Here is a 26654-nt window from a genome sequence, read left to right on the forward strand (position 1 = left end):
TTTCCTGTCTTATCGGCTTCGCGCCTTGTCGGCGCTGATCTGGACCACATGGCCCTCGTCGTTCAATAGGTCTCTCAGGCGCTGAAAATCGCCGCGACTGGGGATTCCGGCAAACCAGACGCTGCCATCTTCGTCAAACATAACGTCCAGTGACTTGTCCCGCGCGGTCAATGGCCGTTCAAACTGGGTAAATCGCTCACGGCCCAATTCCGTGAGCAGATGCATTCGCTGATTATCGCTCCCTCGGAGCGGCTTCGAATGAGCGGAATGCAGTTCAAATGGGTCGGTGATCAACGCATCGATCAATCCGTCGGATTTCACAAGCGTTTTTGGAAGGGATTCGATGGGGTATCCGCTGTACACGAGAATATCGACCTGTGTCAGGGTACGCAGCACACCCAGCAACGCAAGAAGCGCGTCTGGTTGCTCAAGCGGCTCGCCGCCAGAGATTGTCACTCCGTCTGCTTCCGGCAGATACCGCGAAATCTGCAAAATCAGCTGTTCGATCGTCGTCTCTCCGCGATCGGTGGACCAGGTGTCGGCTGAGATACAGCCAGGGCACCGAATGCTGCAGCCCTGGAACCAGATGCCAATACGTTTTCCCGGTCCCAGGCTTGTGACCGGAAAATGCACGCGGGAAAGGCGGAGATTCATGGGGCCTACAATTTTTGCAACTGGAGCTTGCCCGTCGCCAACCCATTCAGCATAAATCGGTCACCAGCTTTCGCATCTTGATCGAAGAGTTCACGCGCCAACGGATTAATCAGATGCGCTTCAATCTGGTTGCGGATACCCCGGCCCCCATTGGACAAATCCTGCAGGCAGCGTAGTTTGAGCGCTGACCACGATTCGTCTTCCACATCGATATCGATCCCTTGCGCGGCAATATCGTCGAGCACCGTGCGGACCATTTGCTCAGAGATTTCGTTAGCAACGTCGTTGCGGATAAAGTCAAATACGATGACATTCTCGCCGATTCGATTGAGAATTTCCGGCCGATTCAGCACGAGCTTGAAGTGGCGCTGGATTTCCTCAAGAACCTTCACCTGGATAGTCTCAAAGGCGTCGCCGGGTGCGACGTTGGCAACACGACCTCCCGTCTCGTCCTGCCGGTAAATCCCGAGGTTCGACGTGAAGACTATTAACGCTTCCGAGAAGTAGACGCGATCACCGCGCCCGGACGTAAGCACACCATCGTCGAGGATTTGCAGGAATTTATCGAGGATACGGGGATGTGCCTTTTCGATTTCGTCGAAGAGCACAACGCTGAATGGCCGCTCCCGAATTGCATTCGTGAGTTCACCACCTACGTCATAACCGACGTATCCGGGCGGCGCGCCGATGAGCCGCTGATCTGCGTGCTCTGCGCTGAACTCGGACATATCGAAGCGGATGTAGGCGCTTTCGTCGCCAAAGAGCAGGCTTGTGATGGTCTTGGCGAGTTCAGTCTTGCCGACGCCTGTTGGTCCCGCGAGGAAAGCAACCCCACGCGGGCGATTTCCCTTGCGCTGGGAGCCGACTCCTGTCATCGCGCGCTTGACCAGATCAAGTATGTGAGTGACGGCATGCGCTTGACCCTTCACTCTGTTGCGAACGAATGCTTCCGCGTTCCGGATCTTCTCTCTGTCGATCTGAAGCCAGGGATCCTCCGTTACGCCGACCTTGTAGCGTCGGACCGCGTCTGCGATCTTCTCGATGGGCACATTTTCCACCCGGGCGAGCGTCGCAATCGCGTTCATGTCGGTAAGCAGAAGTCCCTCGCAACCATCAACGAACGAGTCACTGGCCTGATCCAGAGCGTCGGGAGCTGCTTGCTGCGCGCCGGGCACGCCACGAAGTAGGGCGCCGGACAAAGCCCGCCGAGCGGCGCTGTCCGGTCTGGAAACGGGAATGTGTCTGATTCGCGGGTTGTCGATAAGTAACCAGTCCGGGAGGTCACCCTCCTTATCGACGATCCATAGAACGGTATTGAAGAAAGGGCGCCGCTGCTCGCCCGCCGGCCGTGGCTTTGCGGTATGCGCAAGAACCAGCGCGCGCGTGAACAGATTGTGTTCGGCCGCGTTAAGGGTTTCCGCTCGCACAGCGAGTCGGGACGCGAAATCAATGACGAGCGCGATTGGTTCTCCGGCCAGATTCGCCACGCGTTCAAGCGTCGTCGTAAGGATATCGATGCCGCCCGACGCTGCTCCGTCAACCGGAGTCAAGCCAATGCGCCGAAGCGTTTCCTCTCCCTGACCGACCTGGGCAGATCGACCTTGAGCAACCGTGAATCCTGAAATCGGGTCCCAGGCCACCGTTTGAACGTATCCCGCTTCCTGGAGGCAGTCACAAAGCGAGGCCATCAACGGTTGCGCTGTAACGACACCAGGCGCCACCTCGCACGCCTGAAGATCTCGGATATTGCCGGACAGAACGAATTGGCTTTTCAGAGGCAGGAAGCGCAGCAGATCGCGCATCCAGCGAGGTTTCACATACGCAGACATGGCTGAAAATTGCGGGCGGAGGAGAAACGTTACCACAATCGCCGCTTAGTCTAGCTAGCGAATTGATAGGCGTATCGAACATTGATTATTAGCGCATCAAGCAAATTCAATTAAACGTTTGCGCAAGGATTTACACGACATTCTTGTGCCGGCAGCCGAGCTAAAGGTTTGTGCACTTTCTCCGTAAACATCAGAGAAAGTAGACAACATTGAGAGGGCAGAATGGCGGCGGCAACACGCAACACAATGCGCCCATTAAACCGATGCGCGAATTGCGGTAAGACCTGGTATCCGCGTGGGACCAATTTGTCCACTCGATGTCCGAAATGCGGAAGCAGCAAAACGAAGATTGCAGGACTTGGAATAATCGGCGCGCTGGGCTCATTGTTTCTTATGTTCGCCATGGGTGGCCATCCAGGCACTCACAACGGCTCATCTGCCATGACGCATTCACCCGACGTATCGACCCAGTCGACGGACGACGCGTCAACGCCTCAACTTTCACACAGTCCTGCACTGAGCGATATTTCCCCTTCCGCTCCGCGAGTCGTTGGAGGTGGGGCAGACGCGGCGTCAGGGGGAACGGTGGCCGCTACCGGTGCTGTCGACCAGGTCGCTGTTGCGAAGCCGACAGCAGCGAACGCACCGGGCGATAAATCTGCCAGTCCAGACGACATCGTTAGGCCTTCCAACTCCGAGGGCAGCGACGCAACGTTTTCCCATCATTGAGTTCTCTTAGAGATCAAAAGAATAACGTCCGATCATGAGTTTGCGCCCACAAAATCAATGTAATGCCTGTGCTTACACGTGGTATCCGCGTGGAAAGCACCTCTCCATTCGCTGTCCGCGATGCGGCAGCCAAAATATTGAAGTTGTGCGACCGCCTGAGCGCTCTTCATCCGGATGCGGCCCGGTCGTGCTGGTAGCCATCCTGGTCGTGGGCGCAATAGTCTGGGCAACATCCCGGTCCGGTGGCGGTTCCTCTAGCCCGTCCTCATCGGCGGAACCCGTTGTTGCGAGTGCCGCTGACGCGATCAGCGCCGTAATCTCACAACCAGCATCCGAAATCAACAGCGCCTCGATCCCGCAGAGCGGTCCAGCCGCCTCGGAGACGGTGATGCAAACGGTGCCTGCGAGTGAAGTCTCAACTGTAGAGGGGGCGGCTTCCGAGACGAGCGGCGCTTCATCGACGGGTCCTGCGTCACCCTCGAAACCTACTTACGCAACGAGCTTCGATTGCACGAAAGCCACACACGACGACGAGATTGCCATCTGTGGAGATCCCGGGCTCGCAGCAATGGACGTAGAGCTCGCGGAGTTGTATCAGTCGGCTCTCAAGACGATTTCGGATCCCAAAGCCCTAGCGCGGTCCGAATCAGGTTGGGTCATGGCACGCAATATGTGCGATGGAGACCTTGATTGCCTTCGCCGTGCCTATGGCGCACGGATTGGCCAGTTCAAGGGCTCGCTCGGGTCCCCGCCGTTGCTTCCAGCGGAAGCGTCGCCAGAAAAGCCGTGAAGGGGGCCGCCTGAGAATGCCGTGAACGATGCCGTAAGCGGCGGAGTATCACGCATTCGTGCAAACGGTGAATGGCAAACGGAACGAAAGCCGTTCGGTTAAGTGGGTCGCTGCCCACGCAGGAACGCCGTGCTTTACAGGTCGTTGGAGTAGCCGAGCAGACGGCCAGTCGATAGCAACATCGGTGCGCTTTCGTATGGCAGAATTGAATCCGCTTGTCTCTAGTCGCCACGGCAGAGCTAAAACGCATTCTCGGCTAGCGCTGGGGTAATCGTCGCACCATCGAGATAGGAGGAGGGGACATGGTTGAGCAAGCGAGCCGAGCTGGGGACGTCTCAACGGAAGAGGCTGCGAAGCTTCTACACGTTTCGCTCAAATTCGTCGATGAACTGATCGAAGCTGGCGAGCTGGTTGGCGCCTACCGAGCACGGGATGGCCAACGCATGATACCGCGAGCGATCGTATCGGCTTACAAAGAAAAGTCAAAAGCCGCACAGAAAAAAGGGCTCGACCAAATGGTCGAAGCGTCCGAGCGCATGGGCCTCTACGCCGCCGAGGTTGAGGACTTGCCCATTCAACCCAAGGGATGGAACGGCCAAGTGAAAAACTGAGCGAAGCCAAAACTTGCAGAAGCAAATGCAGTGGCGGAATGTGCCGAATTGCCTCAGCGGAGCAAGACAAATAAGGCGCTCGAGGATCGAACCTCACTTTCTTATCTGATGGCCAAACATGTTGACGCTACGTTGCTCGGAGAACGAGTTCCTCGCTGAAGACGAGGAGCCTTCACGGTTCGTAATCGGATACGACGGGAAATTGCTGCTGCCGCATGATGATTGCGAGGACATCGAAATAGGCTATTTCAGCGTTAAATTCGTCGATGTTGTGGGTGCTGTAACCGAGGGGGAGTCCGTCTTCGATGTCTTTGACTGCGACAGCACATGCATTCAGTACTATGAGGCGCTGTATAACGGAGACGATGATATTAAGACCCGAGTGGCTCGCATTGCCCATGGCGATGGCTATTTGTGGAATCCGAGCTTACTAATCCTGGATCGATTGGTCGTGTATCGTGAATACCGGGGGCGCAGCCTTGGGCTGGTTGCACTGCGTGCGCTAATACACAGGTTTCGCGCCGGGGTCGGCCTGATCGCCCTCAAAGCGTTTCCGCTGCAATACGAGGCAGATCGTTCAGTAAAGCACGAGGGACAGGACGAAACAAAATTTGGCTACGACCAGTTCGATGTACCGATGTCCAAAGCGACCTCAAAATTGCGAAGCTATTACCGTCAGGTAGGCTTTCTTCCCGTGCCACGCACGCAGTTCATGGTGCGGTCGCCTGATATCCCAGTGAGAAAAGCGGTGTCGTACGAAATTGAGACGCTCCCTTGAACCGAGTCGCAGCAGATTTATTTGACCGGCTGGCGCTGCGTCCGTGCGACGTCAATAGGTGTGGTATGCAAACGCTGGTTCGCTAGACGGCGGGTCTACCACGCTGCAGTGTGGCAGGAGCACCTATGGCGCGCCGCTCGCGCCGCACCTCAGCACAGACGATCGCTAGCCCTGCGAAGACAAATTGCATGAGCAGTTTTTCAGATACCAGAGTTGACGGCAACGTGTAGTGCCCGAGTTTTCGAAGAAGTAGCAAATGAAGGAGGGTTATCTGCCCAAATAGCCGTCGACTCCAGGCGACGCGTATGGGCAATCCAGACGATAGCTGCGGCTATCGAGCTTAGGTTCCTTCCCAATGCTCGGCAATATCGTCGAGTCCTCGAAGATGCTCCTCGATTCGTCGATGGGAAGTGACGACCTGTTCAAGTACGGAGGCGTTGACCTCGACTCCTGGAATCACTTCGGCTTGTAACCCCGCGTGGCGGGCGAATGCGAGGTCGACGACTTCACGCGACCTGTCACCGACACCAATGATTCCCCTTATCCAACGGCAACGTTGGAGGAATGCCGCACCGAGGTGAATATCGCTTGTAATGATAATTTCTCTCTCAGCGACCAGCGTATAGAGATCGTCAGAGGCGACGTCGACTTCAATAACGTCAATGTTTGCTGGCGGTGCAAGTGAGAGTGTCCATGCAGCGGGTCGAATAAGCCAAGCCGTTGACATTGCCCCTCCTAAATCGGAATCTGTGCGCGTGCATATGAACCACGGCCCGTCGACTACTTTAGCGCCAAACCAGTTGGCTAGCGGCAATGCTAGTGCACACTGCGCCGCCCATAAATCAAAAATAGGATATCGCTAAGCCGAAGTGGAAGGCGAGAAAATACGGTCGTGATCCGCGTCAAACCATACAGTTGAGACATTCGCAGTTCCCTCGGCGGATGCTACCGCTCAAACTTCTGATTGCCCGCCAGAAGCGCCGAGGACGCCATGCCTCTCTGAAAATGGCCGGTCCATCGACCAGACATGGCAACTGTTTCGCTGCGACCAAAGTTCCGAGATTCTCACCCGACGCACGGCCCTTTATACAGGCGCTCGCAGCGGCTGAAAGGACGCCCATAGGACACGAAACCGGCGTGTAGCAGCCTAGCTTACTGACAGGGACGTCGATCGCGGTTCCGCGCGCCCCAGCTTCACGCATTTTCTTTGTCATTCCAGTTCATGCGGTGACGGTCAACCGTTTCGCGGTGGCGTTCATCTTCTTCGGTGTGGAGATACAAGCTCGTCGTGTTCAGTGAAACGTGCCCAAGATTGTCACGGATCGTCCGCAAGTCGACGCCGCCGTCCGCCTGATGGGAGCCTGCGGTATGGCGCAGCCAGTGCGCGGAAGCGCGCTCAAGTTCGTCTGCGCGATCAGCGAACTCTGGACCTTTCGATCTTAGCCACATCGCTGCGCCACTGAACACGCCTTTAATGGCGTCGTGTACCGCCGATCGCGACAGGCAACGCTTCTTGCCTTTAAATGGAATGATGAGCGGCGTATCTTCAGAGCGAACGGGCAGGGCGCTGAGACCATGCAGCGTGCGGTAGCTGCGTAGTTCCTGAATGAGCTCGATGGAAACGGGAACAATCCGCTCTTTGTCGCCCTTGCCCAGCGTCTCCAGCCACCACTGATCCCGTCCGTCCGGACCGAGCCGGCGGAAAAAGCTGCCCATCTGGCCGCCTGCAACCTCGGAAATCCGCATGCCTTGTAGATAGAACAGCGTCGTCAGCCAGCGGCATCGGGCGTAATAGGCCCGTTGCGCCTCTGTTTCCTGTGGTAGTTGCTGGACGAATTCCTTCACTTCGTCCCAGAGCGAGACCGACAGATAGCGCGTGACTCGTGGCGCCGAGCGCTTGGCGCGCTGCCGAAGGAGCGCCATCGGATTGCCACGCAGATAGCCGGCGCTCACCAGCCACGTGAACATCGCGTTGAGGATGATCAGCGCCTGTCGCTGGCTGGCCGGTGACAGGGGACCATTGAACGGACGCCAGCGTTCATCGCCGCGCGGATATTTGCCGCCATTGGCTGACACCCAGCGGCTGGCAGGCTGCGGGTCCACCAAGAATGATTTGAACAGCAACAGATCCTCGTGCGTCAGTGATGACAGCGGCTTGCCAAGCTGCACGACGGCCCACAGCAACAAACGCTCGGCTTCCTTGCGGTAGTTGTCGAAGGTCGTCTTCGTATCTGCGTAGTTCGATAGCCAGGCGCGCACGGCATCCAGGTCGTTGCGGGCGGATAGCTGCGAATTCTCGATCGAGCCGCGATTTGTGCCGTCGCGGCCGTCGAGCATTTCCGGGACGACCAGCGATTCGACGGGCTGGATGGTGGCGAGATGAGTGTCGGACACGGTCTGAGGCTCCGAAAACGCGGGATTTTCTGGTGAAACGTCAAGTCAACGTGATACACGACATTATAGTACTAATGTCGTGTATGAGGCCAATTTGTTGTAAACCTTCGGTAATACGTTGTATTATTAACACGCCAGCCACCCATCGCGAGAACACACTTATGAACCTTGAATCCGACATCGCCGCCATCCGTGAACGTGTCTCTGATACGCAGGCGCTGTATCGGGAGGTTTGCGGGCTGATCTTCTTCCGTTATGGCGAGACGCCCACGGCCAACAGGCTGTATCAGCTTGTGCGCAAAGGCAGCATGAGCGCTCCGGCGAAGGCTTTACGTGATTTTTGGGCCAGCGTGCGCGAACAGACACGCGTCGATATCGGACATCCAGATCTCCCGCCTGACGTGGCCAAGGCCGCCGGTGAATTGGTGGCGACGTTATGGCGCCTCTCCGGGGATGCCGCCAGCAATGCATGGGATGCGTTTAGATTGGACGCGCAACGCGAAATTGACGCGGCCCGGGAACAAGCGAGGCTATCGGCGTCCGAACGGGATGCTGCAGTTGCAGCCACCGAGCGGGCCCTAAACCACGCCGCCGACGTCGAGCAGCAGGCAGCAAGACTGCAATCCCGTGTGGTGGAGCTGGAAACCGCGAAATCGATGTTAAGTGATCAACTCATGCAGGCGAGACATGAAGCGACAGTGTCCGCTGCAGCTCTGTCCGACGCGCGGCGGGAATTTGGCGAGGAACTGGAAAAGTTGCGTCAGGCTCACAACCAGAGCGAGCAGCGCATGGTTGCGGCAGAAAAGCGGGCGCTTCTTGAGATTGATACCGAGCGCACGGCAGCACGTGAGGCACGAAACGAACTCCGGATCGCTGTCGAACGGGCCGCAGCAGCCCAGAATGCCCACCTTGCCGAGCGCGACGAGTTGCGCGACGCAATCTCTGCCTTGAGGGCGCTGCTAGCCACATCAGATTCGCGGCGCGCGAGCGTGGAGGAAGAGCTCGCGTCGACCTGGGAACAGCTCGCGCAGCAACTGGATGAGACCGGCATCCTTCGTGCACGTCTGACAGCGGTTTCTGATTACCTTGCAAAAGGGGGACGCCGCCCTGCTCTATCGCCTCGCCCTGCTCGTCGGCCGCTTTTACCAACAAAGAAGTTTAGCCGACGTGGAATGAAAACCAAAGACATTGGCGTTTGAGAGTTATGTAGCGAACGGCTTGATCGAAACGGGCATTGAACTGTCGGTCGGCACCCGCGCGGCAGCTACTCCAACGCCTTACCTCCGTCTTGATGCTTTAAATACCGTTCAGACCAGTGAGATGCGCGGTATGAGGTCGCGTTTGCAAGTCGAGAACAGCACTGACACCATCGGCCATCAGATGACATTTCACGATTTCCCAATGGGGAAGATAAACTAATTGCGCACGGCAGCTATTCAATTCGTCGCAGCGATGCGTGCGCCCGCGCAGTAATTCTCACGAATGACTCTGTCCTTCGAGAATGCGCTCGTTTCTTTTTCGAATGAGAGTGCGCGTTTTCTCTCTGGCACCAGGCCCTTCTTCGAACCGGACGTCGCGAAACGAAAGCGCTCTTCCAGATTTGCTGCGCACCGCTATTTGTTCGACGGCCTTTCCCGTAGCGTGCTCTACCAATAAGGTTGGCACCATATCCTTCCTGACGAGCCAACGATCCCCCCCATTGCATCAAAGCAATCAAAACGGGATAAAGATCTTCTCCTTTTTCGGTCAACCTATAGCCGTCAGTATTGGTCCTGTTATTAATGGAAAATCTCTCCAGTATACCAAGCTGAACCAGACGCTCGAGACGATTCGTAAGAATATTGCGAGCGATGCCTAGCTCGCTTTGGATTTCGTCGAAACGCGCCGCTCCCTGCGAGCATTCTCGAATAATTAGGAGGGACCACCATTCTCCGACCTGATCGAGAGCCTTGGCGATCGAACAGTTCATACCACTGAAGGACTTCCTCTGCACGATACGTCTCCACTACGCTGAGCCTTGATCTACGTTACAACAATACGTTGCTTTATGCAACTATCCCGATCAATTGTTACCTTCGTTTCCTGACGCTGCGCATGATTTATGCGCTATGTGACAGGACCGCTCGGAGCGTCATCGAGCTGGGATGAACGGCGATCACTACGCAACCCGTACAGCGTTTGTACTCCGATCGTGTTGCAATTTGTAGAGCCACAGTTTGATCCTAGGCTTTTACTTTACGAATAAAAAGTTGCACATAGAAGCTAAACGGACTACAGTTGCATAATGAAACTTGCAGAAACCTGTCGAGCAGATCGTACAGACAAGGAGAAGGTGAATGAAAGCATGGCTATGGAATGGTGAGGCAGGAATTGAGCATTTGAATCTAGGTGATGTCGAAAGCCCCAAAGCCAGTTCGGGCGAAGTGGTGATGGACGTGCAATTCGCTGCACTCAACCCTGCAGATCTCTATCTGGCTGAGAAGCGCTATCCTTACCCAGTCAATCCACCGCTTCCACACGTACTCGGTCGCGATGGTGTAGGCACGGTTGTGTCAGTTGGAGCAGGCGTGAAGGGAGTCAATGTCGGCGATCGTCGTGTTATCTTGCGCAGTCATGCGGGCGTGTTTCGTTGGGGCAGTTTCGCCGAGCAAATTGCGATTCCAGCCGAGAGTCTGGTAGAAATTCCCGATGGTTGGACCGATGAAGAGGCGTCGTGCGCCACTCTGGTCTACATGGCGGCCTACCGCGCATTGACCATGTGGGAGCCCCTAAAACCTAACTCCAACATACTTGTCACCGGGGCCTCTGGAGGAGTAGGTGTCGCGACAGTCCAGCTTGCAGCAGCGATGGGACACACCGTGGTGGCGCTGTCGCGCAGCAAAGACAAGCAGGAACGACTGAAAAACCTAGGCGCGGCTTACGCATTTAGTCCCGAAGACGCGGAGTGGCGAGCCAAAACAAGGGAAGTACTCGGCGATCAAGGCGTCAATCTGGCGGTTGATAATGTAGGCGGCGCACTGTTCACCGAAGTGATTGAAGCGATGGGGGAACTCGGTCGAATCAGCCTGGTGGGAGAGCTTGCTGGCCCGGTGCCGAACTTCGACACAGGATCACTCTTCTCGCGGCGGCTCCGTATAGGCGCAATGGCACTGGGGTACTACACGCCGGAAGAAACTCGTGTAACCTGGAACGATCTACTGCAAGTGATGAACAAAGTCGGCGCTCGACCTCACATTGACCGCATTTACGAGTTTAAGCAACTTCGCGAAGCTTTTGATCGGCTACGAAGTGGCCCGATGGGGAAAATCTTGATCAAAATTAAGAACTAATCGGGTATGCGCGGCGATCGTACTCCAGATAAATCTAATACCCTGCGATGGTTACACGGAGTGGAGGATGCGTTCCGAAGCCACACTCTTCGTAACCATCGGTGCGGTAACTAACAGTCCCAGGAGATAGATATGAAACTTACTCGTCTGCGGGCAATCGCAGCACCGCTCTCCGCAACAAGTACTGCAGTACTTGCCCAAGTTGATCAAACACCCGTCGCTCCCGACAACGTGGCTGTGGACGCACCTGACTTGTCGCGAAGCAGCGACGATAGAGCATTATCGCGTTCTCTGGCTTCTCACGTAAAGTCCACCTATGCACGCGTCATACTAACGACAGCAGAGGCGGAACCGCTAGTTGAGAGATACACGAAAGATTTGGACGGGCGTGTGAACTATGACTTTGAAATGCCGGCAATCAAGGCGCGAATGATTGGAATCACTTCACCTCATGGGAACATCTCGGCTCAGATAACTGACAGTGCGGAGACATACGATCAGTGGCGCCTTGACACGAAATTGCTCTATGAGGTCGACGATGTGCCTGCAACTTTGAGAGACGCGCAAGCGGCGGGCTTCAAGATTGTTCAACCTCTATCGCGCACCCCGATGGTCTGGCAAGGGCGTTACGAGGTGGTGCCGGGCTTCGTAGTCGAAGTGGTAAAGTGGTTGCCTGGCAAGGAGCCACAGAACGGTTAATTTGATGAGCCGTCATCTATCGGTCGCCGAAATTGCGCCGCACCAATAACTTGGATATGAAGTGGCCAGCCTCGCTGATACCGTGAGCTATGGGTCTCCCTTTACCTTCAACCTCAGGTTAAAGCGAAAACCGCCAGCCAATGCTAGTTTGGAGCTTTGACTATGCGTCCGGCCGAGAAGCTTCGCAATGCTCAGAAACCTGTGCGAATCGAGCCATCCCCTTGGCAAGTTATTGAGCGGTACTTGGCATATCGGGTTTTATTTCCGCCCGCTGAGTCATAATGACCTGCCCCCTTCAGTAGCGCCAATGGATCTCTAGCAAATCTATGGCGTTGAGGCTGACTCAGGATCAGGGCCGTTCTGAGAAATTTCCGGCTCTGTTGGCTGGGCCGAATTCACTCGACACGCTTGCTGACGAGCGAATTCGGCCGTCGTCATCCACGCCAGTGCAGAATAGGGATGCGCCTCGTTATAGTACTCACGCCGCACCTCGATTTTGCGCCTGGCATCTTGCAGCGACAAGAACCAGTGTGAGTTCAGGCACTCCTCGCGGAAGCGTCCATTGAACGACTCGTTCTTTGCGTTATCGGTTGGCTTACCGGGACGTGAGAAGTCGATTCCCACGCCGTTCTCGTATGCCCATCGATCCAGCGCTTTCGAGATGAACTCCTACCTGTTATCTGCCTTGATAAAGCGCGGCAATGGCCGATTCGCCGTGGTGCGATTCAGGGCGGCAACCACGTCTTCGCCTCTGAGCGACGCCCCGACATCGATAGCCAGACACTCACGCGTGTAGTTGTCGACAATCGTGAGCGTGCGCAAACGCCAACCGTCAAACAGTGCGTCCGCGACGAAGTCCATACTCCAGATTTCGTTGACGGTAGTGACTGTCTGCTTCGGCTGTCGCAGTCTCGCCGACTTGTTTTTCGCCTGGGCCGCCTGTGCCGCAACGACAGGCCCTGCTCGCGATACAGCCGGTAGACCCTTTTGGGGTTATCGCGCCGGCCTTCCCAGCGCAGCATCACGCGCACGCGGCGATAGTCATCGTGCACCGGCGTCTGCGTAATCTCCCGGATGCGCACGACGAGCGCGCTTGGGTCGCGTGCCACGGACTGATACCTGTACACCGAACGGGACAGCTTCAATACCGCAAAGGTCTGCCGCTGGCTCCCGCCAAAGCGATGCATCAAGTCTGTTGCGAGTGCACGCAGCCGGGGCGGACCATACATTTTTTGCCAGCACATCCTGCAACATCGCCTTGTCCAGTGACAGGTCAGCCACCAGCCTTTTGGACTTCGCGTTTTCTTGCTCGAGCCGCTTCATGCGCCACGCTTTGGAGGGCGACAGCCCGCCGAACTTCGTACGCCAATTATAAAGCGTCGGATCGCGGATGCCCATCTTGCGACACATCTCGGCTATGGGTGTACCCAGCTCCGTCTGCTTCAGCGCGTAGGCAATCTGCTCGTGGGTGTACCTGCTCTTCTTCCGGCATCACCTCCTGGTCGCAGTTCCTGAATCATGCCGGATTTTTCGATCTCTGACTGGTCCGGAGTTCCGGATCAGCCTCAATAATGCGCCACGTAAAATCGGAATTCTCACTCCTTCCCCTGCAGATCACAGTCGTTGATTCGGCTTTTTCTCGACGAAGCGCAAGCGATGGTAATCTCACACCAAAATTTGTGCAATCGTTGAACAGCTCACGTGCTCTTAATTAACCAACAGCTCCCGTCTACGACGCGCTCTAGCGCGTGAACTGAGCTCACTGGGAGACAAACCTCGGCCGCTAGGCGCTCCACCGCGTTTTAACGACATCTCTCTGGTAAACCTCTCTAACCAGCGATGGCTCATGTCGGCCATGATTGCTGGCGCGTTATCAGGTTTGCAAGGGAGCATCTGTTTTCCGTCGTACGCCTGCTCCATGACATCGCATCGACTCGGTCCAAATTAGCAGACTCTCACGCAACCGTCGATAGGTTTGCGCCGCATTGTTCACGAAACGCAAAGAATCATTTAAGTGTTATCGATTTTACTCTTGATCGTAGCTGAGTAGACTTTGGCTCAAGGATCAACGATGCAACAGGCGATCCGACCACCATCTCGAAAAGATGATTGTTCTCGACCCACTGCCTTGCAGGATTGCGTCAGGCGAAAAGCAATCTGATAGTGAACCGAGATGGCGCGCACACTTCTTAGGATTATTACGTTATGAATACTGCTCGTGAAATTTTCGCTATTTACGCTCAGGCGTTGGCTAGAGGTGATAACGCTGCAGCTGCAGCTTGCTTTACCGAAGACGGAGCGTTGGATTTTCCGTACTGGCCCCTACTCGGCCTTAATAATCGATACCAAGGCCACGAAGCACTGGAAACCTATCTTGGCAAGCTGCTGCAACTTGTGCCTGGTTTTGAATTCATCAACATCAACGTGCACATTGATGAACCGAACGCGATGTTTGCGGAATTTTACGTCGACAAGAAGACAAGCAGCGGTCGCCATTTCGACTTCCATTACGGTGGTCTGGTCCTCGCCGAGAATGGAAAGATCAAGCTGCTGCGCGAATTCATCGACCAAGTGCCAGCTGCAGTGGCACTGCTCCCGAATGGTGTCGCTGACATCCCGCAAGTGAAGTCACTGCTGAGGTCGTAACGCATCGCATCTCGATGCAGGGCGTTGTATGCCGGGATCGGCATTGACGCCCTGTAGACACCATCAGGTGGTGATCACCCTCACTTCCAATCGTTCAAGCTATCGATGGCGAATTACCGACTGCACAGCCAACTTCAGGTCCGGGGTCGACGCTACCTTGGCCCTGTTCAGGGACAACGTCGAGTCCGAAGACATGGAAATCAAAAAAATTGATCCACTTGTGGTCGAAATGAAAGACGAAGGAGTGTTGCCCCGTGCGATCGGCGTCACAACGCCACGCACTTCATCACATCCGCTCGGCAAGGCGGACCATTTCACCACCGCGATTTGGGAGTGCTCGCCTGGGCGGTTCCCATGGACGTATCCCGATGCGGAGCTGATGCACATATTGGCTGGTGCAGCGACCTTTACCCCCGACGTGGGGGAACCAATTTCGTTCCGTGCTGGTGACACTTTATTTTTCCCGAGTGGCGTGAGCGGTCAGTGGGATGTGATCGAAACGATTCGCAAGGTCTATGCGATATTCATAGCAGCATCGTCTGGAGGTCCACCAATCTTGCTGGGAAAAAACGACCAATTCGGGTGAAAGACGTTCGCAGCGTAGTTCATCGCGTAGCGGGTGAAACGACCCGCTAGATGCGCTACGCTTCCCTTTAATCGTGCTAGAACGAGGCGATCTGATATTCCAACGATGCGTCCATCTTCGTCGTCACATCTCTTGCGCTGGGTGTCAATTCATTCAGGCGGCTCAGCATTGGACTCCGACCGAACAAGCTCGCCGCCCAATCGATGAACATGTGCAGCTTTCTTGAAGGGTGTCTGTTCTGGGGGAAAACTGCTGATATGTCTTTCGCTGGTGGCCTGATATCTTGAAGAATTTCAACCAGCGCGCCTTTTTCAAGATAAGCATGCACGATATGGCACGGAGCTTGAATGATCCCCGCTCCGCCAGCCCCAGCGAGAACATAAGCTTCCATGTCATTGAAGGCGAGATTTCCCTTCATTTTTATTTCGCTTACCGCGCCAGCGCCGGCAAAATTCAGATCAAGAGTGCGACCGGCGCGGCTTGAAAAATAATGCACTGCCGAGTGTTCCGCCAGATCAGCGACAGTTCGAGGTGTGCCATGTTGCTCGAGGTAATCAGGGCTCGCCGCTGTCACAACATTCAGCGAGCCCAATTTTTTTTGCCACGAGCGTTGAGTCACGTAGCGGTCCCACGCGTATAGCGCAATCAACACCGTCTTCAACCAGATCCACATCCCGATCGCTAAAACCTATCATTATATCGATCTCAGGGTATAGGGTGCGAAAGCTCGGTATCTGCGGGACGAGAACGATCTTTCCCAGCGAGCCAGGCATATCGATCCGCAATTTTCCGCGTGGCCTATGGCCCATTCCCACCAAGGCATGCTCACTCTCTTCGACCGCTGCCAGCACCTGGACGCACGACCTGTAGTACTCTGCTCCCTCTGGCGTCAGATTCAACTTTCGTGTCGTGCGATTTAGCAGTCGAACATTCAGCCATTCCTCCAGCTTCTGGATGATTGTCGACGCCGAGGCCGGGGTTATTTCCAGTGCTTCGGCGGCTTTGGAGAAGCTGTTAAGCTCCACGACTTTAGTGAAAACTTCCATCGCCTGCAGACGATCCATCCCTACCACCTCCGATCAGATAAATCATCACGAAATCCGAAGCTTCCCAAACTTACGCAACGCGGGCTTCCCTTGGGCCGGATTCGATTGTGGATTATACGAAGAATATGCAATATTGACAGCGGATGGTCGCATCGGGTGCGCCCGTCGCATATGCGCGAGCTATGTCTGTGATTGCGATTTCGGATTGCACACGTCGGAGAGGCGAGGATTTGCGAGGGTAGGCTTCCCCTTATGGCCGGGATTTGCACTTTTATCGCAACAGTGAATTTAATAGAAGATCGCTCGTGGCGACTGGTCGTTGTAACAAAGTGACCGGTCTGACCGCTGACAGAAAAAAACTGTCAGCCGAAGCATGAGCTGCTCACGCGCTGTAACCTCATCGACGCCGAGACTGGTACCTATTGGCCCTCTCTTACCAGTGGCATCTCTTCGGTCAGCCGGCCAATGCTCCATATCACGGCTCGCTTCGATGACGAATACCTCTTGCGGGCCACGCGGCCATAGCGAGGCCGACTATGCCTTCGAGCTCCGAATAGGACGCGCCGTCGTGTGCCTGAATGCCGATGCTTTGCACAATTGCTGCGTAAAAATGGCTCAGCCTGTCCGCTTCAGCCGAGCCTGCAAGCTCGCCTTCGTGGACAGCGATTTCCAATCGGTCGCGGATCACTTTTAGCCAGGCGCGTCGCGCATTCCGGATCGCCGCAACGACAGCATCTGGCATGTCCTCGTCAATCGTCGCGAATGTGACCATGCATCCAACGGGGTGCGCCGTTTGGTTCGTGAGTTCGCGGGCTGTCGCCAACAAAAGCTCTCGAATCGCTTCACGAGCCCACGCGATTTCCAGCAAATGTCGCCAGAGCAATGCTTGAGTTAGTTGCATGTAGAGGTCGACGGCCTCGACAAAAAGTGCCTCCTTGCTGCCAAAAGCGGCGTAAAGACTTGGCATGCGAATACCAAGCGCGTCACCCAGATCGCGCAGCGATGTCGCGTGAAAGCCCTTGCGCCAAAACAGCAGCATAGCATCCGTTAAAGCCTTTTCCCGGTCGAATTCTCTTGGGCGTCCTCGCCGCATGATCGGCTCCTCATGGCAATATTTGTAGTGTACGTTAAAAAATTCTTGACGACGACATTGGGGTTACTTATATTTGGAGCGTTCGTTACAGAAATAATTTTCCGCAACGGATACGCGATGCGTTCAACCCAGCGGGGACGCTCACACCAACGGGCTTTTACTGACCTGCACGACTGAAAGGAAACAGCATGTCCAAAACAATTCTCATCACCGGCACCTCGAACGGTTTCGGCAACGACGTGGCCAAAACTCTGGCCGCTGCCGGCCATCGCGTTTTCGCAACCATGCGCGACATCAATGATCGCCACCGTGAAGCCGCCCAGGAACTGCAGGCCAAAGGCATCGAGACGCTTGAACTCGACGTCACCAGCGACGCCAGCGTTGATGCCGCGTTCAAGGCACTGTTTGCGAAAACCGGTGGCAAGCTTGATGTCCTGATCAATAACGCCGGTATCGCTGCCGGTGGCATCCAGGAGACGTTCACGCCGGAGCAGACGCGCGCCATGTTCGATGTGAACGTGTTCGGCATCCAGCGTGTGACCCGCGCCGCCCTGCCCAGCATGCATCAGGCAAAGGCCGGTCTCATCATCAACATCGGCTCCATCCTTGGCCGCGTGACGCTGCCCTTCTTCGCACTTTACGGCGCGTCCAAGCACGCAGTCGAGGCCGTGACGGAAGGCTACCGCTACGAACTGTCACAGCAAGGCATCGATGTGGTTCTGGTTCAACCTGGCCCGTATCCGACGAAGCTGTACACGGCAATCCAGAAGCCGGCTGACATTGGCCGCGCCGACGCCTACGGCGAAGTGGCCAAAATGCCCGCCGCCTTCGAGGAATTCCTGGGCGGCCTGTTCAGCTCGGAGAATGCGCCTAATCCCCACGACATCGCGACCACCCTCGTCGATCTCATCGCCAAACCCAACGGCCAGCGGCCCAACCGTGTCATCGTCGGGCTCGACTTCGGCGCCGCCGCTGTCAATACGGCAATTCAACCCATCCAGGCTAAGCTCGTCGCAGACATCGGCATGGATCACCTCAATACGCTGAAAACCCAGTAACTGTATGAATGCGTAAGACACCGGGCTGTCGTGAAACACAGCTTGGTGGATGATTTCCCTTACGACGTGTGTTGCTAACGATTCGAGCAGCCGGAACACATCTGTGCGTCAGGCTCAGGGCAGTCTCGTTACGACTGGGCTCCGTTTCAAATGTGAAGCTGACGCGGATGGACAGATTTTATTGTTTGTGGGGGGGGGATTTCATATCTGGCCCCGTGCGCGATGCTTTGACCAGGTTTTATTGCCATGGGCAATTTCGAGAAATGAGTCTGCGGCATCGCAACTGGCAAGGCGATATACTCTTTTTTCAGGAGCGTCTGTGACGTCGCTACGTATAACTTTGAGTTGTTCTGTTTACTCATGCCAAGCAAGTCGATAAGGAACATCCGTCGGGCTGACCTAATGGAAGCCGCCTACCTGACCATGTAGGAGCACGGTTTATCCGGGATTACGACGGCGCGGGTAGCCGAGCGAGCGGGTCTGTCGAATGGTCTCGTCCACCACGATTTCAAAGACAAAAACGAGCTCATCGAGAGCACCATCCGGTTTTCGCTTGCAGAACAACGTAACGATGTTCTTGTCTGTGTCGGCAAAGCGGCAACACCGATCGAAAGGATTTGGGCGATCATCGAAGGAAATTTCTCGGAGCGCGGATTTACCAGGTCGATCGCTCAAGGGTGGGTGTCGTTTTGTGGCGACGCTTGCTTCAACCCCAGGTTTTTGCGTATCCAGAAGGTTGTTTATCGCCGGATGGACGACAACCTCGTTTTCAGCTTGCGCTCGTTACTGCCGATCACGGAGGCGCGACAGGTAGCAATAGATATCTCCGTCCTGATCGATGGCTTCTGGATGCGAATGGCGCTGCAGGGGTTTCCTGGTCGCGAAGAAGCGCTTGGCCGGATGCGCGCCTATCTTGAACGCGTTTTCGTCGACTTCGATCGCGGGCGCGTTTCAGCTCAGCCCCGGCGAAAACACAGGGCAAACGATTTGACGCGCGTCGTGTCAGATTAGAAAATCACACCGTCAGGCGCGCACGACGCACGGTCATTCGGCGCAGCGTTGCAGACGCCGGCATCGCGTCAGTTGGGGATCCATCGTGACACGCGAGACGGCGTGCGATCGTCGTGTTCGACCAGGCTCCTGCCGACCGCGTGGCGCCTGAACGCCCAGTTTGACGTAATCGAAGTGGGTTTCAATATGGATCATCTCGCGGTCGCGAAAAGCGATCCGTGCTGTAACCTGCTGAAAATGCAGCGGTATAGGCAGGTCTGCGTGGTCGTCTGCATCAGACTGCCAGCGCCCGCAGGTTCTTTCAGCTGCGTGAACCGTACAGGCCCGATGAAAACACCGTCAGGATCTCGACGAGGTCTTCCGTGTGCTGCCGCTCGCGGCTTACGTCCGGGACCCGGTCCAGTATGACGACTTCGACGTGAAAGAATTCGCGGATACGGAACAGTAGCTCGCTACCGAAACGCAACAACCGGTCTTTGGTGACCGGCACCAGTCGTGCAACGTGACCACGGAGAGCGCCACCCAGCAGCCGTTGCAGTCCCTTCCTGCGATAGTTCAGCCCGCTTCCGGGGTCAGTGATCACCTCGATATCCGCGATGCCGGCGTCAGCGCAGTGCTTTTCAATTCTCGCGGCCTGCGTTTTGAGTTCTTCAGCCTGGTCGTGTGAGGAAACACGAGCGTAGCAGATGTATTTGCCGGTTGCGGCAGGCTCGTTGTCGGGCAGGATCTGCACAGTATCGTGCTGGTACCGCCGATGCCCGCCGATAGTCCGGCAAGACGGCATCAGTAGTCCCTGCCGATGCCAGCGCCGCAGTACCTAACGCTACCCCAGTTCGATAACAGTCGCCAGCTACTGCTGCCAACCCCCGATTGGCGAGACTGCGGCTGCCCATTTCACTAGACAAAAATGCCCGGTCAGTTCCATCCTTCGAGCCGAAGAGTCGCCCGCACGAGCCGCTGCTCGTCCTGTTCAATTTCGCTTAGGCACTGACGTACACCTTTCACATGGGCGATCGCGGCCCGTTTGGCCTGCTCTGGAAGGCGTCCGGTTACGGATTTGTATAACTTTGAGTGCTGACGATCGATCTCTCGCTTTTGGGGCTCGCGGTGGTAGAGATTATTCACCGAGGCGAAGACCGCGCTGAGCATCAGTTCGTTCAGCATTGCGAGCGTATGCACAAGCACGGGGTTATGTGACGCCTCGCATATAGCCGAATGAAACGCATGGTCTAGCCGTGCATGCGTCGACGCATCGGTTTCCTTGGTGCTGGCCGTCATCATGTCTTCGTATCTACGTTTGATCAGGATGAGATCAGCGGACGTGGCGCGTAGTGCAGCAAGACGGGCAGATTCGGCCTCCAACATCTCGCGCACCTCAAGAAGATCATAGAGCGTTCGAGGCTGAGTTGTGAGCAATTGCATCATCGGTGTTTGGGCCGGCTCCGCTGTCAAGTTTGCGACGACCGATCCTTTTCCCTGGGCGGTTTCTATAAGCCCGCGCGCACGCAGAGTCTTCAGCCCCTCGCGTAATGCTGTACGAGACACTCCTATTTTCTCTGTTAGACGTCGCTCAGACGGTAATGTCTGCCCTTGCTTGAGCACTCCGTCGACAATCAAACGTTCAATGCGCTTGACGACTACATCCGCGAGACTTCCTTCTCCATCCTTCGATAGGCTTTTCATCTCATCCGCCGCTGGTATTACCTGAGAGCGATGCTAGCACGCGTACTCAAGAGTTGCGTACTGGCTGAAGCCAGTGCCATCCCTTGGTGGCGTGCTGTGTTGACATACGTCTCAGTCAAAAACTGGTATTACCAGTTTGAAATCGGTCGACACTCTTTTCGGTAAATGGAAGAATATACGCAAAATCGCGGTTTATTGGAGACATCGATGACGTACGCGTACGACGAGCAAATCGACGGCCCTCTCGTCACTCACGACAAAGTCACTATCGTGCACGAGCTACAGGCTTTGCTCCCCCGTCTGCAACTTCTGCATGAAGCAGAAGATTTAAGACCCTTTGAATGCGATGGACTATCGGCCTATCGCATAACGCCGATGCTTGTGGCGCTCCCCAGCTCAGTTGACGAAGTTCAGGCGCTCCTCAAATACGCAAATACTCGCGGTGTCGCAGTCGTTGCTCGGGGAGCCGGCACCGGCCTCTCAGGTGGTGCGTTGCCCTTGGAGAAAGGAATTCTCTTGGTCATGTCGCGTTTTAATCGCATTTTGGAGATCGATCCTGAGGCGAGCATCGGTCGCGTGCAACCGGGCGTCAGAAACCTCGCAATCTCTCAAGCTGCTGCACCACACGGCCTTTATTACGCACCGGATCCGTCTTCACAGATTGCTTGCTCCATAGGCGGCAATGTCGCAGAGAATGCCGGCGGAGTGCACTGCCTCAAGTACGGTTTAACCGTCCATAATATTTTGCGAGTAGAGATCATCACAATTGAGGGCGAAAGGATAACGCTCGGCTCGGAAGCGCCTGACTCGCCAGGGTTTGACTTGCTCGCACTGTTCACTGGGTCGGAGGGTTTGCTCGGAGTCGTGACCGAGGTAACAGTCAAGTTACTGACGAAGCCACAGAGCACTAAGGTCTTGCTTGCAAGTTTCGATAATGTTGAGGAAGCAGGCAACGCCGTCGCTCGCATCATCGCAGAAGGAGTCATACCGGGTGGTCTAGAGATGATGGATAACCTCGCAATCCGGGCAGCGGAAGATTTTATCCACGCAGGGTATCCGATTGACGCGGAAGCCCTCCTTCTGTGCGAAGTCGATGGCGCAGAGTCTGACGTCAACGAGGATTGCGAACGTGTCGAGATTCTTCTGCGCGCTGCAGGCGCCACGGATATTCGTCTGGCCGCAAATGAGGCCGAACGTCAGCGCTTTTGGGCAGGACGCAAGAACGCGTTTCCCGCTGTCGGCAGAATCTCTCCAGACTATTACTGCATGGATGGCTCCATCCCTCGACGCGAGTTGGCGAAGGTGCTACGCGGAATTGCTGATTTGTCGTCGCAATATCAACTGCGTGTCGCGAATGTCTTTCATGCCGGCGACGGGAACATGCATCCTTTAATCCTTTTTGACGCAAATACGCCCGGTGAAACCGAGCGTGCTGAGGCAATTGGTGCGCGGATTCTCGAACTGTGTGTAGAGGTGGGAGGCAGCATTACTGGGGAGCACGGCGTTGGGCGTGAAAAGATCAATCAAATGTGCGCCCAGTTCAGTAGCGGTGAATTGATGTTCTTTCATTCGGTAAAGGCAGCGTTCGACCCTTCTGGCTTGCTTAACCCCGGCAAGAACGTCCCCACCCTGCATCGCTGCGCTGAGTTTGGTTCAATGCACATACATCATGGCGTCCTGTCTCATCCCGAACTGGAACGATTCTAATGCAAGGCGCTCACCGTGACCGTGACGATACAAACCGCCTGATTGATCGCGTTCGACAAGCAATTGCCAATCAAGAGCCGCTACGCATTCGTGGCAGCAATAGTAAGCACACGCTCGGCCGGCGCGTAGACGGCGTGGATATCGATACCCGCTCGAATTGCGGGATCGTCAGCTACGATCCAAGCGAACTCGTCATCACCGCGCGTTCAGGAACTCCTTTGTCGGAGGTTAACGCAGTCCTCGACGCCGCAAACCAGATGTTGCCTGCGGAGCCACCGACATTTGGCGGGATGGCGACAATAGGTGGCGCTGTGGCAAGCGGCTTGTCCGGGCCCCGTCGTCCATGGGCGGGGTCGCTGCGGGACTTTGTACTGGGCTGCCGGGTCGTGACAGGCGAAGGACGACATCTGCGTTTTGGCGGCCAGGTCATGAAAAATGTCGCAGGCTATGATGTATCACGCTTGATTGCTGGAAGCTTCGGATGTCTTGGCTTATTGACCGAAGTGTCACTTAAAGTGCTTCCTAAACCACGTGCTTCCGCATTCTTGAGCATTGCGACCGATGCAGAGGAAGCATTGCGTGAACTTGCGGCTTGGAGAAAATCTGCGCTGCCAGTAAGCGGCGCATGCCATTTTGACGGTCGGTTGCATGTGCGGCTTGAAGGTGGCGAAGGGTCGGTTCGCGCGGCTACGGATCGAATTGGCGCTGAAGCGGCAGAATCGTCTTTCTGGGAAGCGTTGCTAGAGCATCGTCTCTCATTCTTCAATAATACGGAGGACACACGCGCACTTTGGCGCTTGTCGCTGCCGAACAACACTTCTCTGATCCCGCTCCCCGGCGACACGCTCATCGATTGGGGAGGCGCACAGCGTTGGCTTAGAAGCGATGCAAGTGCAGGCGAAATTCGAAGCATCGTTAGTGCACATGGTGGTCATGCAACCTGTTTTAGAAGTGTTGAAAGCGTCGAGCCGTTTCATCCACTAGCAGAGCCATTAGTTCGCTATCACCAGCGGTTGAAAGCGCGCCTGGATCCTCACAGAATACTAAACCCTGGTCGCATGTACGCAGATTTGTGACCCACCGACTATGCAAACAAACCTGAGCGAAGACGCTCGCGCGCTCACGCGAGGCGAAGAAGCCGAAGAAATCTTGCGGACATGCGTGCATTGCGGGTTCTGCAACGCAACCTGTCCAACCTATCAGCTTCTCGGTAATGAGCTTGACGGACCCCGTGGCCGCATATATCTGATCAAGCAGATGATGGAGGGCCAACCCGTCACTGAAAAAACACAATTGCATCTGGATCGTTGTCTGACGTGCCGCAACTGCGAAACAACATGCCCGTCGGGCGTGAAGTATCACACTTTGCTCGACATCGGCCGAGAAATGCTTGACCAGCAGGTGAAACGCCCTCTCGCTCAACGGGCCTTACGCGCCGGCCTCCGTCAAATCATTCCGAGCCCCCGCACATTTGGTATGCTGCTCAAAGCGGGCCGACTGGTCCGCTTTGCACTACCGAAATCCATCAACGACAAAATCCCACCGGGAATCACTGGCCCGGGCGAGCGGCCCAAAGTTCAACATGAGCGACGAATGTTGATGCTTGAGGGCTGTGTGCAAAGATCGCTCTCTCCCAATACCAATGCGGCGGCTGCCAGGGTGCTCGACCGTCTCGGTGTCAGCATAGACCACGTGGCTGAGGCGGGTTGCTGTGGCGCAACCGATTACCACCTTGACGCACAAGAAAGCGCACTGAATAGGGCAAGGCGCAATATCGATGCCTGGTGGCCGAAAGTCCAGGCGGGTGTCGAAGCCATTGTACAGACCGCAAGTGGCTGCGGTGCCTTCGTCAAAGAGTATGGCGATCTTCTCCGCAACGACCCTCTGTACTCAGCGCGGGCTCGCCACATCAGTTCAATCACGAAGGATTTAGTCGAGGTGCTCGCCGCAGAGGCCATCGAAAAATTGCGGATCGAGGCCAATCAACGAATCGCATTCCATTGCCCCTGCACCTTACAGCACGCCCAAAAGCTTGGGGGCGCGGTTGAGGGTGTTTTGAGCCGACTCGGGTTCGGTCTCACAAGTGTGCCGAACGCACATTTGTGCTGCGGTTCTGCCGGCACTTATTCGCTCACCCAGCCGGTGCTGGCGCGTCAACTGCGCGACGACAGACTTGAGGCGTTAGAGAGTGGAAATCCGGACGTAATAGCAACAGCGAACGTAGGATGCCAAGCTCATCTTGACAGTGGTGGTCGAACATCCGTGCGGCATTGGATTGAAATCGTCGACGCATCGTTAAAAGGCAAGTAGTCTAGGCTATGAGAACCATGCAATGAAAGTAACCAAGGAAAAGTTCGCAGCGAGCTGAAAGGCGCTAGTCGAGGCCGCAGGCCGCTTCTTCCGCGAGCAGGGCATTGATCGTGTTGTCGTCGTTCAGATGGCCAATTCTGCAGGCCTTTATTCATGGCGCACCGCATACGCAGTTCGACTTCAGCCAGGATGTGCGCTCCGTGGTTCTTTATCAAACTCTGCGTGCTAGCGGCGCGCAAATCTTCACACGCGGCGCGCACTGTGTTGAGTCGCTTTCAGATTACTTCGACTATTACCTGCCTATGCGCTATCGCGGTGACGTGGGCGGAGGCTGTCCGATGGCCCCATTGACATGCAACGTGGGCCGACAGGGTGCAACCGTGCAACCGTCAAGGCCAGTTTTCTGGGCAGCTTTGCGAATAATCTGAGCGCTGTAGCTTCCAGCCTGCATCTGGTTGCGCAGGGCCAGCGTGAAGCCCGAGCAGCCGCTCTCCTGTCGCTACTGAGCGGGGCTGCGGCCGACTCGTTGCGTCTCGGGCGACCGTCAAAGCGGATACTGCATTAGCGAATCGTATCTTCGCAGGACGCGCATAAAGCTGTCATTCAGCTTCCACACATAGCCGAAGATGGCAGAGTTCAATGTGCAAGTCGCTACCAGCGAGGCTTGCTTGCGAGCTTATCGTGGAGTTCGCTCGCTCGAGCCCATGCATCGTTATCAGAACTGGCTCTAGTCTTCCCTGGCACCGCCAGCGCACGGCGCGGCAGCCCGTGGCTGCTGCGGCATATGATCACCGTCATACGATCCGGAAGATATGTCTCCCGCGCAATGCGTCCCTTTATTCCTTCTTGATTTACAACTCGACGTGAGGTAGTCTTGAAATTATAGATTACGAACACAATCTACAGAGACGGAGCATTGTCTGACAGCAAAAGTTCGATGTAAGACGCGTTAGATACCGCTCGTTTTCGGGTTGTATTACATAGCGCGCCCTACGTGCTGACGTTATCGTCGGCAAGAGTCATGAGGAGATGCAAAATGACTTCAAGTTCACTAATTGAAAAATTTCTGACCGGTTGGTCGAATGATCTTCCCGCCCTGATGACTCTCTTCACAGAGGATGTCGCTTATCACGATAAGCCGCTACAAGCAGAGCTAAGTGGCAAGGAAGAGTTGAAAAACTTTGCACAGGCTTTTTTTGACGCTTTTCCTGATATCAGATTTTCTCTGGCAGCACCAGCTGTGCTGGCAGAGAATCGAGCGGCCTTTGAATGGAACGTGACCGGAACGCACAAAGGGCGATTGCTTGACATCCCCGCTTCAAATCGAGCTATAGATTTCATGGGTGTGTCGGTGATGGAATTCAGAGACGGGCTGATTTCTCGCACTATCGACTATTGGGATCTGGCTACGTTGTTGCGTCAAATAGGGCATACGCTGGCCTAATGGTCCGCTTTCGCTGCGCAAGACGGGGGAAGCAGCAGTCTCGCTTGAAAGCTGCCCCCTCGGTTATGGAAGTTCGGTGAGAATTTGTGCCCAATTAGAACGGAGACGCAACTGCTTCCTTTGGGCGGCTAGTCAGACACATTCGCATTTTCATAGCGTTGGATGATCAGCGTATCTCGTGCACGGGGGTCCGCTATCCTTCTCGCGTTGCAGTCCGAAACCACGTCAAAGTGCAATCTATTATCATCGGCAACACC

Annotated in this window: 22 protein-coding genes and 2 pseudogenes; 13 read left to right on the forward strand and 11 right to left on the reverse strand. The window is 55.6% G+C overall.

All coding sequences use genetic code 11. The features are described from left to right. Nucleotides 1-9 precede the first annotated feature (9 nt). The gene (locus H3V53_RS12090; RefSeq protein WP_336598099.1) at nucleotides 10-654 is read right to left on the reverse strand and encodes a 4Fe-4S single cluster domain-containing protein; all 645 of its coding nucleotides are present in this window, start codon (nucleotides 652-654) and stop codon (nucleotides 10-12) included. A gap of 5 nt (nucleotides 655-659) precedes the next feature. Continuing rightward, the gene (locus H3V53_RS12095; RefSeq protein WP_336598100.1) at nucleotides 660-2483 is read right to left on the reverse strand and encodes an AAA family ATPase; all 1824 of its coding nucleotides are present in this window, start codon (nucleotides 2481-2483) and stop codon (nucleotides 660-662) included. Nucleotides 2484-4304: 1821 nt separating this feature from the next. Between H3V53_RS12095 and H3V53_RS12100 the strand changes: the two genes are divergently transcribed. Then, nucleotides 4305-4613, forward strand: a complete 309-nt coding sequence (locus tag H3V53_RS12100) for a helix-turn-helix domain-containing protein (RefSeq protein ID WP_336598101.1) — start codon at nucleotides 4305-4307, stop codon at nucleotides 4611-4613. 118 nt (nucleotides 4614-4731) lie between these two features. Beyond that, a complete protein-coding gene (locus H3V53_RS12105; RefSeq protein WP_336598102.1) occupies nucleotides 4732-5391 on the forward strand; it encodes a hypothetical protein in 660 nt (219 codons plus the stop codon). A 340-nt stretch (nucleotides 5392-5731) separates the two neighbouring features. Here the strand turns inward: H3V53_RS12105 and H3V53_RS12110 are convergent, their stop codons facing one another. Next, a complete protein-coding gene (locus H3V53_RS12110; protein ID WP_336598103.1) occupies nucleotides 5732-6118 on the reverse strand; it encodes a hypothetical protein in 387 nt (128 codons plus the stop codon). A 467-nt stretch (nucleotides 6119-6585) separates the two neighbouring features. Continuing rightward, nucleotides 6586-7728, reverse strand: coding sequence for a tyrosine-type recombinase/integrase (locus tag H3V53_RS12115; RefSeq protein ID WP_336598136.1), 1143 nt, complete (start codon nucleotides 7726-7728; stop codon nucleotides 6586-6588). Between the two features lie 218 nt (nucleotides 7729-7946). Here H3V53_RS12115 and H3V53_RS12120 point away from each other — a divergent pair, with 218 nt between their 5' ends. Next, nucleotides 7947-8984, forward strand: a complete 1038-nt coding sequence (locus H3V53_RS12120; protein WP_336598104.1) for a DNA-binding protein — start codon at nucleotides 7947-7949, stop codon at nucleotides 8982-8984. A 233-nt stretch (nucleotides 8985-9217) separates the two neighbouring features. Here the strand turns inward: H3V53_RS12120 and H3V53_RS12125 are convergent, their stop codons facing one another. Next, entirely contained in the window at nucleotides 9218-9754 is a 537-nt protein-coding gene (locus H3V53_RS12125) for a winged helix-turn-helix transcriptional regulator (protein ID WP_336598137.1), read from the reverse strand. 367 nt (nucleotides 9755-10121) lie between these two features. Between H3V53_RS12125 and H3V53_RS12130 the strand changes: the two genes are divergently transcribed. Together H3V53_RS12130 and H3V53_RS12135 are read left to right on the forward strand one after the other, a co-directional pair. After that, complete coding sequence (locus H3V53_RS12130; protein WP_336598105.1) at nucleotides 10122-11114, forward strand: quinone oxidoreductase family protein; 993 nt, start codon at nucleotides 10122-10124, stop codon at nucleotides 11112-11114. A gap of 132 nt (nucleotides 11115-11246) precedes the next feature. Next, on the forward strand, nucleotides 11247-11813 hold the full coding sequence (locus tag H3V53_RS12135; RefSeq protein ID WP_336598106.1) for a hypothetical protein: 567 nt from the start codon (nucleotides 11247-11249) through the stop codon (nucleotides 11811-11813). A 324-nt stretch (nucleotides 11814-12137) separates the two neighbouring features. On the opposite strand, the pseudogene H3V53_RS12140 reads toward H3V53_RS12135, so the two are convergent. Continuing rightward, nucleotides 12138-13298 (reverse strand): annotated as a pseudogene (locus H3V53_RS12140) (IS3 family transposase); the annotation flags it as partial. A 720-nt stretch (nucleotides 13299-14018) separates the two neighbouring features. Here H3V53_RS12140 and H3V53_RS12145 point away from each other — a divergent pair. Next, nucleotides 14019-14459, forward strand: coding sequence for a nuclear transport factor 2 family protein (locus H3V53_RS12145; RefSeq protein ID WP_336598107.1), 441 nt, complete (start codon nucleotides 14019-14021; stop codon nucleotides 14457-14459). Between the two features lie 193 nt (nucleotides 14460-14652). Further along, the gene (locus H3V53_RS12150) at nucleotides 14653-15045 is read left to right on the forward strand and encodes a cupin domain-containing protein (protein WP_336598108.1); all 393 of its coding nucleotides are present in this window, start codon (nucleotides 14653-14655) and stop codon (nucleotides 15043-15045) included. A gap of 76 nt (nucleotides 15046-15121) precedes the next feature. On the opposite strand, the gene H3V53_RS12155 is transcribed toward H3V53_RS12150, so the two are convergent. The 3 genes from H3V53_RS12155 to H3V53_RS12165 form a co-directional block, all read right to left on the reverse strand. Next, entirely contained in the window at nucleotides 15122-15664 is a 543-nt protein-coding gene (locus tag H3V53_RS12155; RefSeq protein ID WP_336598109.1) for a LysR substrate-binding domain-containing protein, read from the reverse strand. Then, nucleotides 15600-16109, reverse strand: a complete 510-nt coding sequence (locus tag H3V53_RS12160; protein WP_336598110.1) for a LysR family transcriptional regulator — start codon at nucleotides 16107-16109, stop codon at nucleotides 15600-15602. Before H3V53_RS12160 ends, H3V53_RS12155 begins: the two co-directional genes overlap by 65 nt. Before the next feature lie 457 nt (nucleotides 16110-16566). Then, nucleotides 16567-17184 (reverse strand): TetR/AcrR family transcriptional regulator, encoded by a 618-nt coding sequence (locus H3V53_RS12165; RefSeq protein WP_336598111.1) that lies wholly within the window; start codon nucleotides 17182-17184, stop codon nucleotides 16567-16569. Between the two features lie 188 nt (nucleotides 17185-17372). Between H3V53_RS12165 and H3V53_RS12170 the strand changes: the two genes are divergently transcribed. Further along, the gene (locus H3V53_RS12170; protein WP_336598112.1) at nucleotides 17373-18242 is read left to right on the forward strand and encodes an SDR family oxidoreductase; all 870 of its coding nucleotides are present in this window, start codon (nucleotides 17373-17375) and stop codon (nucleotides 18240-18242) included. A 447-nt stretch (nucleotides 18243-18689) separates the two neighbouring features. Then, the gene (gene betI, locus H3V53_RS12175; RefSeq protein WP_419539479.1) at nucleotides 18690-19253 is read left to right on the forward strand and encodes a transcriptional regulator BetI; all 564 of its coding nucleotides are present in this window, start codon (nucleotides 18690-18692) and stop codon (nucleotides 19251-19253) included. A 301-nt stretch (nucleotides 19254-19554) separates the two neighbouring features. Here betI and H3V53_RS12180 read toward each other — a convergent pair. Then, a pseudogene (locus tag H3V53_RS12180) lies at nucleotides 19555-20146 on the reverse strand (IS607 family transposase). 22 nt (nucleotides 20147-20168) lie between these two features. Next, nucleotides 20169-20936 (reverse strand): transcriptional regulator GlcC, encoded by a 768-nt coding sequence (glcC, locus tag H3V53_RS12185; protein ID WP_336598114.1) that lies wholly within the window; start codon nucleotides 20934-20936, stop codon nucleotides 20169-20171. Between the two features lie 207 nt (nucleotides 20937-21143). Between glcC and glcD the strand changes: the two genes are divergently transcribed. The 4 genes from glcD (at nucleotide 21144) to H3V53_RS12205 (ending at nucleotide 26397) form a co-directional block, all read left to right on the forward strand. Further along, the gene (gene glcD / locus H3V53_RS12190; protein WP_336598115.1) at nucleotides 21144-22643 is read left to right on the forward strand and encodes a glycolate oxidase subunit GlcD; all 1500 of its coding nucleotides are present in this window, start codon (nucleotides 21144-21146) and stop codon (nucleotides 22641-22643) included. Continuing rightward, complete coding sequence (gene glcE / locus H3V53_RS12195) at nucleotides 22643-23719, forward strand: glycolate oxidase subunit GlcE (protein WP_336598116.1); 1077 nt, start codon at nucleotides 22643-22645, stop codon at nucleotides 23717-23719. The genes glcD and glcE overlap by 1 nt, the downstream gene beginning before the upstream one ends. Nucleotides 23720-23729: 10 nt before the next feature. After that, a complete protein-coding gene (gene glcF, locus H3V53_RS12200; RefSeq protein ID WP_336598117.1) occupies nucleotides 23730-24953 on the forward strand; it encodes a glycolate oxidase subunit GlcF in 1224 nt (407 codons plus the stop codon). A 1036-nt stretch (nucleotides 24954-25989) separates the two neighbouring features. After that, nucleotides 25990-26397, forward strand: a complete 408-nt coding sequence (locus tag H3V53_RS12205; protein ID WP_336598118.1) for an ester cyclase — start codon at nucleotides 25990-25992, stop codon at nucleotides 26395-26397. The last annotated feature ends 257 nt before the right edge of the window (nucleotides 26398-26654 follow it).

The sequence above is a fragment of the Paraburkholderia bengalensis genome (assembly GCF_037126505.1).
Taxonomy (GTDB): domain Bacteria; phylum Pseudomonadota; class Gammaproteobacteria; order Burkholderiales; family Burkholderiaceae; genus Paraburkholderia; species Paraburkholderia bengalensis.

Coding starts and splice junctions, on each gene's coding strand:
- H3V53_RS12090 (WP_336598099.1), bottom strand. CDS start 654: ATGAATCTCCGCCTTTCCCGCGTGCATTTTCCGGTCACAAGCCTGGGA.
- H3V53_RS12095 (WP_336598100.1), bottom strand. CDS start 2,483: ATGTCTGCGTATGTGAAACCTCGCTGGATGCGCGATCTGCTGCGCTTC.
- H3V53_RS12100 (WP_336598101.1), top strand. CDS start 4,305: ATGGTTGAGCAAGCGAGCCGAGCTGGGGACGTCTCAACGGAAGAGGCT.
- H3V53_RS12105 (WP_336598102.1), top strand. CDS start 4,732: ATGTTGACGCTACGTTGCTCGGAGAACGAGTTCCTCGCTGAAGACGAG.
- H3V53_RS12110 (WP_336598103.1), bottom strand. CDS start 6,118: ATGTCAACGGCTTGGCTTATTCGACCCGCTGCATGGACACTCTCACTT.
- H3V53_RS12115 (WP_336598136.1), bottom strand. CDS start 7,728: ATGCTCGACGGCCGCGACGGCACAAATCGCGGCTCGATCGAGAATTCG.
- H3V53_RS12120 (WP_336598104.1), top strand. CDS start 7,947: ATGAACCTTGAATCCGACATCGCCGCCATCCGTGAACGTGTCTCTGAT.
- H3V53_RS12125 (WP_336598137.1), bottom strand. CDS start 9,754: ATGAACTGTTCGATCGCCAAGGCTCTCGATCAGGTCGGAGAATGGTGG.
- H3V53_RS12130 (WP_336598105.1), top strand. CDS start 10,122: ATGAAAGCATGGCTATGGAATGGTGAGGCAGGAATTGAGCATTTGAAT.
- H3V53_RS12135 (WP_336598106.1), top strand. CDS start 11,247: ATGAAACTTACTCGTCTGCGGGCAATCGCAGCACCGCTCTCCGCAACA.
- H3V53_RS12145 (WP_336598107.1), top strand. CDS start 14,019: ATGAATACTGCTCGTGAAATTTTCGCTATTTACGCTCAGGCGTTGGCT.
- H3V53_RS12150 (WP_336598108.1), top strand. CDS start 14,653: ATGGAAATCAAAAAAATTGATCCACTTGTGGTCGAAATGAAAGACGAA.
- H3V53_RS12160 (WP_336598110.1), bottom strand. CDS start 16,109: ATGGATCGTCTGCAGGCGATGGAAGTTTTCACTAAAGTCGTGGAGCTT.
- H3V53_RS12165 (WP_336598111.1), bottom strand. CDS start 17,184: ATGCGGCGAGGACGCCCAAGAGAATTCGACCGGGAAAAGGCTTTAACG.
- H3V53_RS12170 (WP_336598112.1), top strand. CDS start 17,373: ATGTCCAAAACAATTCTCATCACCGGCACCTCGAACGGTTTCGGCAAC.
- glcC (WP_336598114.1), bottom strand. CDS start 20,936: ATGAAAAGCCTATCGAAGGATGGAGAAGGAAGTCTCGCGGATGTAGTC.
- glcD (WP_336598115.1), top strand. CDS start 21,144: ATGACGTACGCGTACGACGAGCAAATCGACGGCCCTCTCGTCACTCAC.
- glcE (WP_336598116.1), top strand. CDS start 22,643: ATGCAAGGCGCTCACCGTGACCGTGACGATACAAACCGCCTGATTGAT.
- glcF (WP_336598117.1), top strand. CDS start 23,730: ATGCAAACAAACCTGAGCGAAGACGCTCGCGCGCTCACGCGAGGCGAA.
- H3V53_RS12205 (WP_336598118.1), top strand. CDS start 25,990: ATGACTTCAAGTTCACTAATTGAAAAATTTCTGACCGGTTGGTCGAAT.